We start from the raw sequence: 15,016 nt of genomic DNA, 5'->3' as shown, positions 1-15,016 counted from the left end.
CTATCTAGTTTTACGGGATTTGGTTTGTTTCTCTGTCAAGGTTTCCCTGCCTTTCCGCTTATTGATCAACTCCAGACGTGTCTGCTGCATGATCTGATTTTTGAGTTCTTCTTCTATATAAACCTTGTTCAACTCCTCTTCCGCGGATTCGAATTCTGTCTGCAAACTTGCAATTTTTGCTTCCAGAACCCTGCGTTTTCTTGATATCTCACGGTCCTTTCTGCTAATAGCCTGCCCATGCAACGCAACGCCGGTTTGTTCACGTAAAATATGCGCCTCCCTTGCAGAACCTGTGAGCACACCATCCGGGCCCAGATACACCTCTACAAGTTTTAAGCCATCATCAGTTATTATAAATTCCCGCACCTGGTTTGAATGTCCCATACCTCTGGATTTCATTACGTAGAGTCCGCGGTTGCGTTCTCCATTGAATTCTATATCTCGAATCAGCAACCAGGCATCGACCAGCGATGAAATCCCCTCGTCTGTCTGCTCATTTAGGGTATTGTTGAGTGCGAGTGCGGTAAACATTACTGTGACCTTTTCATTCTGAAGGAAATCAACCAAGCGGATCAGCATGGCCTTGACTTCACTTACAGATCCTACCGTAATAAGATTAGTAATTGGGTCAAGGACTACTATATCAGGTTTAAATCTTTTAATTTCTTTATGTATGGATACGAGGTGCATTTCCAGCCCGTGAATAGTTGGCCTCGATGCATGAAATTCCAGCAAGCCATTTTTTAAATGTTTCGATAGATCAATTCCTATTGAACTCATATTTCTTAATATCTGCATCGGAGATTCTTCAAAAGCGAAATACATACACTTCTTATTTATCTGGCAATTATAATCTACGAATGAACTCGCGATACTTGTTTTTCCTGTACCTGCTGTTCCAGAAACCAATATACTGCTTCCCTTAAAAAAGCCATGACCGCCCAGCATTTTATCAAGACTTTCAATGCCTGAACTTACCGCATCTCTCGATACGTGTACGTCCAGTTGCAGCGAAGTTACCGGCAGTACCGATATTCCATCTTCATCGATTAAAAAAGGATACTCATTGGTGCCATGCGTAGAGCCCCTATATTTTACTATCCTTAGCAGGCGCGTCGAAATCTGATTCGAAATCCTGTTTTCCAGCAAGATCACACAGTCAGAAACATATTCTTCCAACCCTTGTCGGGTTAAAGAACTTTCTCCACGTTCACCGGTGATAATTGCAGTCACCCCTTTATCTTTGAGCCATTGAAACAATCTTCTCAACTCTGCCCTCAAAATGTTTTGATTGGATAAGCCTGAAAATAGGTTTTCTATGGTGTCGAGTGCTACCCGTTTAGCACCAATACTATCTATAGCATGCCCCAATCTTATGAATAGGCCATCAAGGTCATATTCCCCAGTTTCTTCAATTTCGCTTCGCTCAATATGGACGTGATCAACCCTGATCATTTTATCGCGGACGAGTTTATCCAGATCAAAACCCAGAGAGGCTACATTCATAGACAATTCCTGCGCCTTTTCTTCAAAAGTCATAAATACACCTGGTTCATTAAATTCTAATGCACCCCTGATAATAAACTCTACAGAAAGTAATGTCTTTCCGCAACCGGCGCTACCGCACACCAGTGTTGGTCTACCCAAAGGAAGCCCGCCATTGGTAATTTCATCTAAACCACTTATTCCAGTAGGAGATTTAGCTAGCGTGCTGATGGGTTCAGCCTTAAACGAATTTTTAGGTTTTTTGCTCATTAACGTTTTTACCCCTATAATAAAGTTTAAACTTATTTTATATATCTACATTTTTTTCATATCAAAAGCTTTGCCAATAATTAACTCAATTGCCGTGATGAGAAAATATTGCTAACTTTGAATATGAAGAAAGTTGCACTACTGTTTTTTACGTTATTACTTACGACATCTGCATTTTCGCAGGGAATGTTAAACCTATTTGGCCGTTCTGAAGATTACTTTAAAAGCCTGAGTGAGGAAAAATATACGGAAGCTTACAATTTTTTTGATGATAGTTTCAAAACCAAGATTTCTGAAGATAACCTAAAAGACCTATGGTCCAAGATCACGGAAAAGTTCGGTAAACTGGAAAATGTGAGTGTGGTAGGAACCAAAGCACAGGGCGAGTATTATGTAGTTACAGTAGAAGCAAAATTTTCCGGTGATACCCAGAATTTTATTATTGGCTTTAACAAGACCGATAAAATCGTTGGCTTTTTTATCCAGCCAAAGGCCGCCTCCGAAGCATATAAGTTGCCAATGTATGCAGACAGCACCTTATACAAAGAAACAGAAATTTATGTTAAAACACCAAAGCATCAGCTTGTTGGCAAACTCATTGTTCCAAAAAATGCAACTAATTACCCGGTAGTAGTCCTGGTGCATGGCTCTGGACCGTCAGACATGGATGAAAGCGTTGGTGCAAACAAACCGTTTAAGGATCTGGCACTTGGCCTTGCCGCTAAAGGCATCGCTTCCATACGGTACGTAAAGCGCACCTTGGTTTATGCAGGTGATTTTTCCGGAGCTTTCACTGTTAAGGAAGAGGTACTGGATGATGCCCTGGCTGCAATCGAGCTTGCGCGGACTACACCAGGTATTGACAAAAAACAGATCTATCTACTTGGACATAGCTTGGGAGGTATGCTTGCACCAAGATTAGGCGCGCTTGCTCCTGATCTTAAAGGCCTGATTCTCCTTGCTGCCCCTGCCAGAAAATTGACGGACATTATAATCGACCAGAATAAATACATGTTTAGTCTGGCAAAAGACACAACAGATAAGGGCAAGAAGCTGCTTGACACTATAATACTGGAACTTTCCCAAACTAAAATAACTCAACTAGGGACAGTAAAACCGGACTCATTACTGTTAGGGATGCCAGCGTCATATTGGGTTGACCTCAATATTTACGACCAGGTTGCTGTTGCCAAAAAACTCAAACAGCGCATATTTATCGCACAGGGAGGTAATGACTTTCAGGTAACAGAGCAGGATTACACACTTTGGAAGACAGCATTAGAAAAACAAAAAAGTGCAACTGTAAAATTATATCCTGACCTCAACCATTTGATGGCTACGCAAAAGGAAAAGGGCAACAGCCAGCAGTATGATATACCTGGAAATGTGTCATCTGTACTTGTCGATGACCTCGCCATATGGATAAAGACAAAATAGTGGCAAAGTTGTTGCTAGAACATTAGCCTGTACAACTAAAAATATAACCCAACTATGATTAAAAGAATACATGTGCTTGAAGATGATGAGGATATCAGATACATTATTGGTGTCCTGCTGAAAGATGAAGGCTATGAATTACAGCTCTCATCCTCATTTGCTGAACTAAAAAGCAAACTCAAGGATTCAGTACCCGATCTTTTCATTCTGGATGTTATGATTCCAGATGGCGACGGGACTGATATTTGTACCGATTTAAAAAGTGATCCTTTTACCAAACACATCCCTATCATTGTTATGTCTGCGAACGACCAGAATAAACAAAAAAGTATAGAGGCCGGTGCAAATGATTATATCAGTAAACCATTCGATATCGATTATATCGTAAAAAGAATCAATGCCCAGTTGCTAAAATAATCTCATCATCCCTATATGTAATGAAAGCTCTGCTAAAATTTTGGCAGAGCTTCTTTTTTAAATTATTTTGTTAATCTCCCCAGATGTAATTAACTTCATATTCTTGAGATAAAAGTAATGTATTTTGGAAGATTCCATAAAGGGCCTGGTACCCCACGTATTATGTTTCATTATCAACGAGCTCTGTAAGTATGGCTTCCTGCTTGCACATGAAAATGATCTCGCAGATTTAAAGGGACTGGTTGATGCTGATTCTATCTCCCCCGACGATTTTGAATTGTTGGAATCCGTTGATGACGAGGTGGTACAAATCCTGCTAAATTCCGTTGAAAAGGTAGTAGATTGTTCCAAAGCCTATTTTCTTATCAATAACCTCGATGAAATGGAGGTAATGGAAAATGAAGAATACAATATGCTCGCTTCTGACAATTATTTTACATACATTATTGACTGGGATAATAAATCCTACAATGACCTCCTGATTAATCTCAATTCAGTATACTTCTCTATTTCCCAGCTTATATATCATACTACCTGCCAGATCAGGCTCAATGAAGTAGAAGTACCTGATGAGGTATACGAAGAGTTTTTAGATAAATATTCTGATATCCTAACAGAAAAAATACCCGCCAATGATAAAAACATCTCTTTGCTATATGACCTGATTGTTGGACTGAATGCTGATCTGTTCAAAATTGACAAGCTGTCTAACGACACACAAACACCTTAACATTAAAATTGCTCTTTAAAGCAATTATTCATAAGTTTGAGGATTATTATATACCATTCTAATGTCAGATCAGAAAAAAGAAATATTCGACGGCGTAGCACAACGCCTAAAAATTGAAGGATTTAATGTGGTTACCCGTGATGAGACCCGTCCCTGGGGAGGTTTTTTTGTAATTGATGAAGATCAGGCACAACAGTTTGCAAACGTTTATTTTGAAGGATTAAACGTAGAAGAACTTAGAATTTCAGGCAAGTTAAGTCCTAAAATATTAATCGTAGCTCCTGACACCCGTTTATCATGGCAATATCACCACCGTCGTGCCGAGATCTGGAGGGTAGTAAACGGCACTGTAGGTGTTGTGACCAGCAATAGTGACGAAGAAGGTGAATTGCAACAGCTGGAACCGGGACAATCTATTAAACTGAAACAGGGAGAAAGACATCGGCTGATAGGTTTAAAAGACTGGGGTATTGTATCAGAGATCTGGCAGCATACTGATCTGGACAATCCTTCAGATGAAAATGATATTGTAAGAGTACAAGATGATTTCGGAAGATAAATAGAACTAAATACCATTTATCTTCGTTAATACTATATATGATCATTTTATTATTCTTTCTTGCACACTGGTTTCTGTCGCTTTTTTCTCAAACATTTTTCCTGCATAGATATGCTTCACATAAAATGTTTAAAATGAACCCTTTTTGGGAAAAGTTCTTTTATACAATTACCTTTTTATCACAGGGCTCTTCGTTCTTAAATCCTAGGGCCTATGCAATTCTGCACCGTATGCACCATGCATTTAGTGACACAGAAAAAGACCCACACTCTCCGCATTTTGTAAAAGATGTATGGGGAATGATGATCCAGACCAAAAACATTTACCTGAACTACGCTAAGTTCAACCACGAACCTGAGGAACAATTCAGAGACAATTACCCTTCCTGGCCAATCATTGATAAAATTGGCGATTCATGGTTTACCAGGATAATTTTTATAGCATTTTATATTTGGTTTTACATTACTTTCGCAACTGCATGGTGGATGTTCCTGTTACTACCCATACATTTTCTAATGGGTCCGTTGCATGGGGCGATTGTAAATTGGTGCGGACATAAATATGGTTATTCCAACCATGACAATAACGATCATAGTAAAAATTCCCTGCCCCTTGATTTTCTGATGATGGGTGAGTTGTTTCAAAACAACCACCATAAAAAACCCAATAGCCCTAATTTTGCATCAAGATGGTTTGAATTTGACCCTACTTACCCAGTTATGAAGGTAATGCACTGGTTACATATCATCCGGATAAGAAAGACGTAGTCCATACCCTATCAACGTGAATAGCACTAAGGACTTTACAAGATACGACAGGCAGATGATCCTTCAAGGATTTGGAAAGGAGGGTCAGCTAAGACTATCCGAGGCAAGTGTCTTGGTAATAGGTGCAGGAGGCCTTGGCTGTCCGGCTTTACAATACCTAGCTGCTGCCGGTGTTGGTCGCATTGGTATAGTAGATGATGACGTGGTCAACCTTAGCAACCTGCATCGCCAGATTCTTTTTACCATGGCCGATATTGGTGCTTCAAAAGCTGAAACCGCAGCATTAAAGTTAAGTCAACTCAATTCTGATATTGAAATTCAATACTACCGGATCAGGCTGAATGTCGCCAATGCACTGGACATTATTCCCAATTATGACATAGTATTGGATGGTACAGACAATTTTTCTTCACGGTACCTGATCAATGATGCTTGTGCATTATTAAAAAAGCCTTTGATATTTGGCGCGATAGCCCAGTATGAGGGTCAAGTATCCGTGTTTAACGTACCAGACAGCAAAAATAGGCTCAGCAACTACAGAGATCTGTTTCCTGATCCGCCAGGTGACAATGAGGTTCCCAATTGTGCAGAAGCGGGTGTACTTGGTGTATTGCCCGGAATAATCGGAACAATGCAGGCAGCAGAAGCCATCAAATTAATCACAGGAATCGGCAGTGTTCTTGCGGGAACGTTACTTACTTTTAATGTCTTGAACAATCAGTTCTACGAAGTTGCCTTTACCTCTTCAAAACAATCACAAGCACTGCTCCCTGCAGACACAGAAGCATTTTTAAACATGCATTATAAAGAAGTATGCAGCATAAATGATCCTGCCATTATTGAAATCAATGCATCGCAGTTTAAAGCATTGCGTCTTCAGCCATCTACCCTTGTCATCGATGTACGGGAAGAAAGCGAAATACCCAGATTAAAAGGATTTGAACATACCGTTATCCCAATGTCGGCATTTCATCATGAGATGGGAACTATCAAAGCGGCCAATGTGATCCTGCTTTGCCAGCACGGGATCAGGAGTATGTATGCTGCCGAGCTATTGCACGAAGAAAATCATGAGGTTAAAAAACTGTATAGCTTAAAAGGTGGTATTTCAAGATGGATATCCGAACTTAGTCCCTAAGCTTTTCTCTATATAGCAAGTAATAGTAAAACATGGCCTTAACAGGCCGGTTCATAGGTATTCTGTCACTAATCCAGTCTTGTAAAGTTTTTTTATCTATTCCCGTTGCCGCCTGCAATTCAGACATCAAAATACCGGCATCCAGCATGCTTTCAGTCAACCATTCACTATTAACAATCGATGGAGGCGAAGGGATATTGATGATCGCACGAACGTGGATATTGGCTTTTACAATAAACTTTCCAAACATTCTTTTAGTCTCCATGATAATGGTATCCTGATCCGCATAATTTTGATTCAATACTTCTCCCTGTATCGCAATAATGAGAATAAATGGCTCCTGGACTCCGCGTATCTCAAACTCAAGATTCCAATATTCTTTGTAATATAATGCTTCGTTTTCTAATCGATCCAACGATTCACCAGATATCGGATCAGCCTTTAATACACTTAACTTACGTAAACCTTTAATTCTATTCAAAGTAGATTCTCAATATCGATATTATAGCTGTGTTTAAACAATTTTTTGAAGTAGCTGGGTGTCTGAAATCCCGCAGCGTAGGATATTTCAGATATTGTACGGTATTTTCCGGTCTGAATAGCCTCCATTGCTATTTGAAGGCGTATTTTACGAACGTATTGATTAGGCGTGACTCCCACAATTGTCCTTGTACGCCGGAACAGCTGCCTTTCTCCAATTGCCAGCTCATCACATATAATGTCTAAACTGAGGTCAATTTTTCGTGTATATTTTCTAACTACCGTTTCGAACCTGGAGAGCCATAAATGATCTGCAGCAGTGTATGAAGATGTTCCCTGTTCTGTTGCCCTATTTTTTATGATAGTCTTTTTACCAATCGCCAATATAAATTGATCCAATGGGGTTGCTGTCCAGGTAACCGAGATCACCTCTCCTCTTTTGGTGATAAAACGACATTCGCGGTTTAGACAGGGAATAGCTTCTACCGCTAGATCAGCGTTAGAGAAATTTATTGCCTTTTCATCTGATAGGAGGAAAGAGTCAATTGGTCTGGTCAGTAACTCGCCCAAACTGTAACCCAGCGAGTCCATTAGCACTGAGTTAACTTTAATAAAATACCCTTCATGACTTGCAATACACATAAAATCAGGCGATAGTTCAAAAAAATCATCGAAGCAGAAGTTTTCTTTTAAGAAATTGGAGTTCATCGGTCGTGGCTTTAATTCCCGAAGGTTTAAAAACATCACCACTTATTTCTTATTTCAAGCATTTTTCCTGTCCACTTTTACTAATAGTGAACAATTTTGCTATCATTAGGCCTCTGAAAGCTTAATTTCTCCTTCATTTTTTTCCGGAGACGGAACTGATTCAGCCATTTCTGAAAGATAAATTTTGGGGCTTTTACCAGTCAACTTTTTAAAAGCAGTATAAAATCCAGTTCTGGATGAGAAACCAGCCTCCAGGGCAATCCCTTCAATTGTAAACTGGTCCCAGTTTGGATTTTCTTTAATGTTGTTCAATATATAGCTAATTCTGTATTCATTGATAAAGTCACTAAAGCTCTTACCATAATGTTTATTAAGCAATGCTGACAGGAGGTGAGAAGGGATATCTGTTTCATTTGCAATAAAAGAAATAGATGTTCTTTTCATTAGAAAAGGCTTTTTCACTTGCATAAAGTTTTCCAGATGACCGCAATAATCCTCAATATTGGTCCCAGTCGGTAACCAGTCGTAATGACCCGTTGCGCTACTTTTTATTTTTGTTTTTGAACTTGATTTGGAGCGGGGCAAAAGTGTGCCATATAGAATTTCCGGATTAATAAAAAGGTACAGACAGATCCCTATTATTCCCAAAAGCATTATGGAAACACTAATTTGTTTTGATGTGTCAAAAATATTACCACTGTCAAATTGGACAAGCAGAAAAATTTGTGCTGTGAAATATCCATATCCGATAACAATTATAGTCTGTGCTGAGGTTAATAAGAGTGCCCATTTAAGCTCTGCACGGCTTGTTTTGGAAATGGAGTTTTCTTTAATTAAAAAGACCCATTGCAGGGCCACATAGTATACGCGTTGAATTAATCTGGAATAGTAATGTATAATTGACGGCAGGAATCCGGCTCCAAGGTAAAGCTCTGCGGAAGGAAGTTCCCGGATGGTTGAAATTTCGCTTATGCGGAAAGCAGCAGTTGTACTTGCATAATACCACCCTATATCAACAATACTGATCGCAAATGGAATAAAGTGAATTATATAATGGCTTAAAGCTTTACGTTCTTTTTTAAGAATAAAACTAATGTATAGATAAATGAGAGGAGGTGTTAAATAGTAAAAAGGACAACCCATCCTAAATAGATACCAGAAATCGGTCAGCCTTCCCGTTGACATTATGAAGAAAATGATGCTCTGGAATACGACGGTTAAAATGATGATTGCACTAAGCCATCGGTTTACGACATCCCGGCTTCTTCTGGTCATAAAGATAATGGCTACTAGTAGCGATAAAGTAACGGATAGAAAAAAGGGGAACAGCAGCATACTTAAATTTAGACTTGAGTAAATATAAACCCAAAATTACTCATTTAGGGACAGTATCCCGAATTTATCAAGCAATTATATTTACTTATTTAGCTTTTTATGTCGAATTTATTAACATCCCTCTAGTAGAAGTCCAGTTATAGAACGCCCCATTAAACACCCACCCGATCTACTTCAAATTTAATTTGCAGGGTTTCTAAATTTGCTTACTTTTTCCGCACTCGGGTTTTAAAACTGATAGCCACGCGGGCATCATAATCGTTCTGTATTGCCGGATGAAACATCTTCAGACTAATCTTTAGTCTACAGAAGCTACAATACTTATTAGCCTTGGGTTAATTACTTCTGGGTTTACTACTTATATCCAAAAAATCAAAGTCACATAACACTACGAACTAGGGTTTCCCCTGATTTTTTAAAAGCAAGGTTTATCCTGATTTTACGATTGCCTTTTTTAGTGAATTTAGACCTCATTAAATCATGAGTACTAATTGAAACGATTATGAAAAAATTATTGAACAGCATTGCTATGGTCTTACTAATCTCAGGAGTAGCCAATGCACAGAATCCCAAGGTTATTGTTGAAAACCGTGACCTCCGCAAGCCGAATATGGTTATCGCCAAACCTATAGCTTTCAAAAGCATTGCTTTGTCCGAAGCCAAAGCAGATGGCAAGCAATTGAAATCTACAGACGTGGTTAAAACTTTGTCGGGAAAATCTATTACCGTAGACGAATACCTAAAGCGCATCAACACGTTGGAATCAGAAATGACAAAAAAGGGCTATACCCTGCGAAACTTCAAACCTGAGAGTAAATCCTTAAAAATTAAACCGATAATACTTGCTCCTGCTGCCATTTCATCTGCAAACACGTTAAACAATTTAAACCTGAAACCAGTGGCCACGGTGCAAACCAGAATGAACAAAATATTCCTTCAAAATAAAGCTTCGGATGCGTTTAGAAAAATTTCAAGAACAGAAATTGGTAAAATTGCTCCTATCGGCCCAAAGAAACCAGCCATCGCACCAGTGACGGAAGAACAAAATCACAACATCGCAACGCTTTTAAAACCACTAACCGACAAGATTAACCAAATGGTAGATAACGATCAGGCAACACTAGAGATCTTAAATGCCAGTCTGCAAGTAAAATCATATGCAGAGGCACCATTGCCCTCAAATACTGGAGATATAGTGCCCAGCAGTCTACTCAATACCAATTCAGAATATAAGGTAGCTGTTAAATTTAACGCCAATGTAAAAGGTTCTTTCGGTTTACCAATAACCCTTACTATCCCTGTGGCCACAATGAACGGCGAGTTCATAGCCCCATCCAACAAAGACAAAAAGCTGAGTCGAAAAGTCATTGTGAACCTAATGGGAAAATCACTCTTTAATAAAACCTCTGTGGTAAATACGGATGTACTCAGCGAAGAAGAACAGGAGGAATTAGACTTGAGTGAACTTTTGCAGGCACCAGCTATGAATACCAATAATTTTATGGACTGGGTTCCCTCAATGTCCTTTAATACAAGGCTATCCAATCTTGGTTCAGTCGGTTGCATGTATAAAGTTGATATGACCAAAACCAATGTAAACGCTTACATTGGTCCAACTTTCAGTGCCAGAATACGCCTATCTGCTTCCTTTGGGTATGAAGATGTTTTGGAGGGTGGAATAGAAGGTATTGCAACCTTGCTTAGAGGAGGGATTGGATTTGGTGGAAATGCGGGCGTTAAAAAAGATGGCAACGAATGGAAACTGGTTAACCAATCATATATTGAGAGCACTTTGGAAGCGTTGGAAGCAGAAGTCAATTTCTTCGTACGCTATCCTGACCTGACCAACTGGTCTTGCTGGGGTCCTTGCATCAAGAAAGAAACGCTCCCTATTTTCAAAACTCCAGTGGCTTTTGCGATGAAAGGAACTTTGCTTGACAACGACAAAGGAAAAGTATTGCCATGGTAAGAATCTGCCTCATCCTGTTGCTAACAGCCATTGCTGAAGTAAAAGCACAGTCTGTTTTATATCACCTCCGCTTCAGTACATCCGTAAAAACACAGTTCAGTATGATTGGCGCAGACATACCAGACACCGCACTAACAGGGACACTGGAAGGAGTGCTGAGGATGACGATGATTAATAAAGGAAAACACAACACAGTATTTTCCTGCAGTTTCGATACGCTTAGCAAAGTTAGTTTTCCATTGACAGACAAGCAGCAACAACAGATGAAAAATGACTTAAAAAAAGGTTTTGCCTTTCGGCAATCAAAAAATGGAGGGATGGACAGTATATACTTTCATCCAGACATCTTGGAGGAAACAGAAAGTGTCATTGTACAATTATTAGAGTGCTACCAGTCAAACATTCCTGAAAAACGAACATCAGTCTGGAAAAGTACCATCACACTCAGTGATGGTACTGCTGATGCTTTCTGGTCAAATTCTACAGCATTAGACGAAAAGAAAAATAGTGTCGTCCACTTGACAAAATTGAGGGAGCATAGCAATTCTGATCCTGCAGCAGTTGAAATGATCAATAGGTATACTGACTATGAAACTGATTTATGCTGGATTTTTGGCACAGACAACAGTCTGCTCCAGCTCGAAGGACGTTTAAACAGGAAAGCAAAGGTAAACCATAAAACCATGACTATGCTCGACAACAGCATCTCTCTTAGCCGGTTAGCATCTGGCATAAAAAAAGACAAAGGTCAGTTCAGAACACCTAACATCAAGTCCTACACGTATGTAAGAATACTTAATTATACAAAAAAAACGAAAGAAAGGGAACAGCGCGACTTGCAAGACAGAAGTAAAAGGATTAATATAAATACCTTGCTTCAAGGTATTGCCGCCAACCAAATTAAGAAAGATGAAAATTTAAGGGATATGCTAGTTGAAAATATCCGGCTTTCTTTCCTAGTAGAAAAAGATTCGCTTTGGCTTTTCAAAAACGCACTGATGAACACTTTACCCGATAGTCTTGATTTTAGAACACTCCGTGCGGGCATTGCCTCCTCTTCTACGTCATATGCGCAAGAAATAATTGCAGAATACCTTAACCGGTTTGGGCACGATGACATGCGGTTGAGAAGAATGATCCCTTCAGCAGGACTCATGAAAAATACCGGGCATGTATTGCAATTTGCACTTGAAAAAATTGCTTTTGGAAATACCCAAAATGCATCGGCTGCTAAACTTGCCTTAGGCAATATCGTAGGTTCCATCAGAAAGAATAACCCAAAAAGAGCAGACTCCATTACCAGCAGACTCGCAATATCACTGGTAAAGGACAGTGATGACTATCTGATGCTCAGTGTAATGGGCAATTGTGGTACAGACGCCATATTGCCATATGTTCAACCCTATCTTTCAGATTCGGTATCAGCACTCAGGGGCTATGCCTGTTATACTTTAAGGTTTTTAACCGGAGAAGCTATTGACGAGATTTATCTGCGTTCGCTAAAGACCGAAGTAGCGGAAGATGCACAACAGCATATATTTAACGGATTGTTTTTTCGAGAAACAAACCAGGCCACGATAGACTATATCTTTCACCTGATTACTACTGAAAATAATGAAGGGATAGCACTTGCAGCACTAAGATTACTTTTCAAATATTCTTACAATCAACCAGAATTATTGAAACTGATCTATGAATCATCCCAAAAAGGATCGACAGAAGAACTGCGAAAAATTGCTAATGAGTTTTATGCAAGTACGGATGAAGGAGCGCTTAATAAAAAATAAGAAACATATAGTTATTGCAGGACGAGACAGACTAAACAAATGTTGCCGGGCTGCCGCACCGGCAACCGCATTCGTAGATACTGCCATGCAGTTTAATGTCCTATAGCTTTGCGGTCGTTTGTAGATGAGCCGATCACCTTTAATGTTCTTGTTGGTAAGTAAAGCTAATTCAACAAATGAGATGCTGTTTTCACACGGTACTCACACGGTGAGTTATCATATGCTGATGGAATTATATTAATGAAACATCAAAGAAATCTGAAATGCATATAACCTTAAAAGTTACCTCAACGGCACCGCATCTCCCCTTAAAACACCCTAAACCCATCTATTTCAAATTTAATTTGCAGGGTTTCTAAATTTGCTTACTTTTGCCCCACTCCGCTTTAAAAGCCGGTAGCCACGGGGGATTAGCTCAGCTGGCTAGAGCGCTTGCCTGGCAGGCAAGAGGTCAGCGGTTCGACTCCGCTATTCTCCACGATAACTAAGAGCCTTTCAGTAACCTGAAAGGCTTTTTTGTTTCTATAAGATCTGCTTCAACTATTAAAAATAAATTTATGTGCACAATATGTGCACAAATCGAGCACAATTTAAGCACAGCATCCGGCCATAATCAACAGATTTATGGTAACAATTACAGTTGTCTTAGACAAAAGAAGAGTTAAAAACGATGGCACCTATCCACTCAATTTCAGGATATATCATCAAGGTAAAGCCAGCACACGATCAACAAGGATCACCATCGCAGAAAGGTACTGGGATGAAAAGAAGAAGCAGATTAAAAACACTCATCCTACTGCAGGTCTTTTAAATACTCGTTTGAGGAAAGACCTAGCAGATTTACAGTCAAAGTTAATTCTTGCTGACGATGAACAAATACAACAATACTTAGCACCTAAACAAATAATTCCAGTTGCACCAACAGTCCAAAAAGTCCCAGTATACAGCTTTGCTTATGAACTTATAAAGGAACTTAAATTGGACAACAAAATAGGTAATGCCTGGGTATATGAAGCTACGGTAAATGCTTTAAAAGGCTTCCATCCCGATGAAGAATTATATTTTGAACAGATAGATTACAAGTTCTTAGACAGCTACAACAAGTTCCTATTGAGAAGGGGGATAAAGCAAAACTCCGCCTTCTTATATATAAGAACATTGCGAGCCTTTTACAATAAAGCTATCAAGCATAAAATCGTTGACAGAAATCTCTACCCATTTTATGACTTCTCAATTAAAGGAGAAAAGACCAAGAAGCGAGCAGTTGATAAACAAGTTATAACTGAAATGATGAAGATCGATCTGCCTGAAGGTTCCACTATATGGCATGTTCGTAACTGGTTTATGCTTTCATTCTATTTCATTGGAATTTCATTCGTTGATCTGGCATTGCTTACAAACAAGAATGTCAAAGGTGATCGGCTTACCTACAAACGTCAAAAGACTGGAAAGCAATATGACATAAAGCTTCTACCACAAGCGAGAATGATCTTAAGGCATTACAGCAATAATTCTTCAGGCCACTTGTTACCAATCATTAATCGCAAAACAGAATCAGTAACGGAAAGGCTTAGGCTGATAAAAGACAGGAACAGACTTGCAAACAAATATCTGTCAAGAGTTGCTGACCTTATAAAGGCTGAATCAATAACTACTTACACCGCTAGGCATTCATGGGCTACAATCTGCAAGAAGCTTGGGATTAGTAACGAGCTAATAGCCGAATGCATGGGTCATGAATTTGGTAATAAAACAACAGCTATATACCTGGATTCATTTGATCAAGAAGTACTTGATGAAGTGAATATTAAAGTGGCAAGAAGTGTGAAATACAGGATAGAATTATCGCATTTATTGAGTAGGCGAATTGGTAGCTAGTAAACAACTTATTTATATCTTTAAATCGGAGTGGCAAATAGCTGCTCCTATTTAAT

Annotated in this window: 13 protein-coding genes and 1 tRNA gene; 10 read left to right on the top strand and 4 right to left on the bottom strand. The window is 39.2% G+C overall.

Annotation, left to right across the window (positions count from 1 at the left end; genetic code table 11):
* The gene (gene kaiC, locus EZ437_RS19635; protein ID WP_131597775.1) at window positions 1-1,755 is read right to left on the bottom strand and encodes a circadian clock protein KaiC; all 1,755 of its coding nucleotides are present in this window, start codon (window positions 1,753-1,755) and stop codon (window positions 1-3) included.
* A 123-nt stretch (window positions 1,756-1,878) separates the two neighbouring features.
* Here kaiC and EZ437_RS19630 point away from each other — a divergent pair, with 123 nt between their 5' ends.
* The 6 genes from EZ437_RS19630 to moeB all read left to right on the top strand — a co-directional run bounded on the left by EZ437_RS19630 (window position 1,879) and on the right by moeB (window position 6,803).
* A complete protein-coding gene (locus EZ437_RS19630; RefSeq protein ID WP_131597774.1) occupies window positions 1,879-3,192 on the top strand; it encodes an alpha/beta hydrolase in 1,314 nt (437 codons plus the stop codon).
* Between the two features lie 54 nt (window positions 3,193-3,246).
* Window positions 3,247-3,609 (top strand): response regulator transcription factor, encoded by a 363-nt coding sequence (locus tag EZ437_RS19625; RefSeq protein ID WP_131597773.1) that lies wholly within the window; start codon window positions 3,247-3,249, stop codon window positions 3,607-3,609.
* 124 nt (window positions 3,610-3,733) lie between these two features.
* The gene (locus EZ437_RS19620) at window positions 3,734-4,339 is read left to right on the top strand and encodes a hypothetical protein (protein ID WP_131597772.1); all 606 of its coding nucleotides are present in this window, start codon (window positions 3,734-3,736) and stop codon (window positions 4,337-4,339) included.
* Window positions 4,340-4,400: 61 nt separating this feature from the next.
* Window positions 4,401-4,898 carry a cupin domain-containing protein gene (locus EZ437_RS19615; protein WP_131597771.1) on the top strand — a complete coding sequence of 166 codons (498 nt, stop codon included), beginning with the start codon at window positions 4,401-4,403 and terminating at the stop codon, window positions 4,896-4,898.
* A gap of 38 nt (window positions 4,899-4,936) precedes the next feature.
* Entirely contained in the window at window positions 4,937-5,665 is a 729-nt protein-coding gene (locus EZ437_RS19610; protein WP_131597770.1) for an acyl-CoA desaturase, read from the top strand.
* A 16-nt stretch (window positions 5,666-5,681) separates the two neighbouring features.
* A complete protein-coding gene (moeB, locus tag EZ437_RS19605; protein WP_131597769.1) occupies window positions 5,682-6,803 on the top strand; it encodes a HesA/MoeB/ThiF family protein in 1,122 nt (373 codons plus the stop codon).
* On the opposite strand, the gene EZ437_RS19600 is transcribed toward moeB, so the two are convergent.
* The 3 genes from EZ437_RS19600 to EZ437_RS19590 all read right to left on the bottom strand — a co-directional run bounded on the left by EZ437_RS19600 (window position 6,793) and on the right by EZ437_RS19590 (window position 9,266).
* Window positions 6,793-7,284 carry a hypothetical protein gene (locus EZ437_RS19600; protein WP_131597768.1) on the bottom strand — a complete coding sequence of 164 codons (492 nt, stop codon included), beginning with the start codon at window positions 7,282-7,284 and terminating at the stop codon, window positions 6,793-6,795. The two genes, moeB and EZ437_RS19600, sit on opposite strands and share 11 nt — an antisense overlap.
* Window positions 7,281-7,991, bottom strand: coding sequence for a helix-turn-helix domain-containing protein (locus EZ437_RS19595; RefSeq protein WP_165500483.1), 711 nt, complete (start codon window positions 7,989-7,991; stop codon window positions 7,281-7,283). The genes EZ437_RS19600 and EZ437_RS19595 overlap by 4 nt, the downstream gene beginning before the upstream one ends.
* Window positions 7,992-8,096: 105 nt before the next feature.
* Window positions 8,097-9,266 carry a helix-turn-helix domain-containing protein gene (locus tag EZ437_RS19590; protein WP_165500482.1) on the bottom strand — a complete coding sequence of 390 codons (1,170 nt, stop codon included), beginning with the start codon at window positions 9,264-9,266 and terminating at the stop codon, window positions 8,097-8,099.
* A 562-nt stretch (window positions 9,267-9,828) separates the two neighbouring features.
* On the opposite strand from EZ437_RS19590, the gene EZ437_RS19585 reads away from it, so the two are divergent.
* From EZ437_RS19585 to EZ437_RS19570, 4 genes are all read left to right on the top strand, one after another.
* Window positions 9,829-11,295 (top strand): hypothetical protein, encoded by a 1,467-nt coding sequence (locus EZ437_RS19585; protein ID WP_131597765.1) that lies wholly within the window; start codon window positions 9,829-9,831, stop codon window positions 11,293-11,295.
* Complete coding sequence (locus EZ437_RS19580; RefSeq protein WP_131597764.1) at window positions 11,289-13,082, top strand: hypothetical protein; 1,794 nt, start codon at window positions 11,289-11,291, stop codon at window positions 13,080-13,082. Before EZ437_RS19585 ends, EZ437_RS19580 begins: the two co-directional genes overlap by 7 nt.
* Before the next feature lie 404 nt (window positions 13,083-13,486).
* Window positions 13,487-13,560: transfer RNA gene (locus EZ437_RS19575), tRNA-Ala, on the top strand.
* 146 nt (window positions 13,561-13,706) lie between these two features.
* Window positions 13,707-14,960 (top strand): site-specific integrase, encoded by a 1,254-nt coding sequence (locus EZ437_RS19570; protein WP_131597763.1) that lies wholly within the window; start codon window positions 13,707-13,709, stop codon window positions 14,958-14,960.
* Window positions 14,961-15,016: the final 56 nt, after the last annotated feature.

It is taken from the genome of Pedobacter psychroterrae, assembly GCF_004331695.1.
Taxonomy (GTDB): Bacteria; Bacteroidota; Bacteroidia; order Sphingobacteriales; family Sphingobacteriaceae; genus Pedobacter; species Pedobacter psychroterrae.
This window is presented reverse-complemented; position numbering and strand designations above follow the sequence as displayed.

Coding starts and splice junctions, on each gene's coding strand:
- kaiC (WP_131597775.1), bottom strand. CDS start 1,755: ATGAGCAAAAAACCTAAAAATTCGTTTAAGGCTGAACCCATCAGCACG.
- EZ437_RS19630 (WP_131597774.1), top strand. CDS start 1,879: ATGAAGAAAGTTGCACTACTGTTTTTTACGTTATTACTTACGACATCT.
- EZ437_RS19625 (WP_131597773.1), top strand. CDS start 3,247: ATGATTAAAAGAATACATGTGCTTGAAGATGATGAGGATATCAGATAC.
- EZ437_RS19615 (WP_131597771.1), top strand. CDS start 4,401: ATGTCAGATCAGAAAAAAGAAATATTCGACGGCGTAGCACAACGCCTA.
- EZ437_RS19610 (WP_131597770.1), top strand. CDS start 4,937: ATGATCATTTTATTATTCTTTCTTGCACACTGGTTTCTGTCGCTTTTT.
- EZ437_RS19595 (WP_165500483.1), bottom strand. CDS start 7,991: ATGAACTCCAATTTCTTAAAAGAAAACTTCTGCTTCGATGATTTTTTT.
- EZ437_RS19590 (WP_165500482.1), bottom strand. CDS start 9,266: ATGACCAGAAGAAGCCGGGATGTCGTAAACCGATGGCTTAGTGCAATC.
- EZ437_RS19585 (WP_131597765.1), top strand. CDS start 9,829: ATGAAAAAATTATTGAACAGCATTGCTATGGTCTTACTAATCTCAGGA.
- EZ437_RS19580 (WP_131597764.1), top strand. CDS start 11,289: ATGGTAAGAATCTGCCTCATCCTGTTGCTAACAGCCATTGCTGAAGTA.
- EZ437_RS19570 (WP_131597763.1), top strand. CDS start 13,707: ATGGTAACAATTACAGTTGTCTTAGACAAAAGAAGAGTTAAAAACGAT.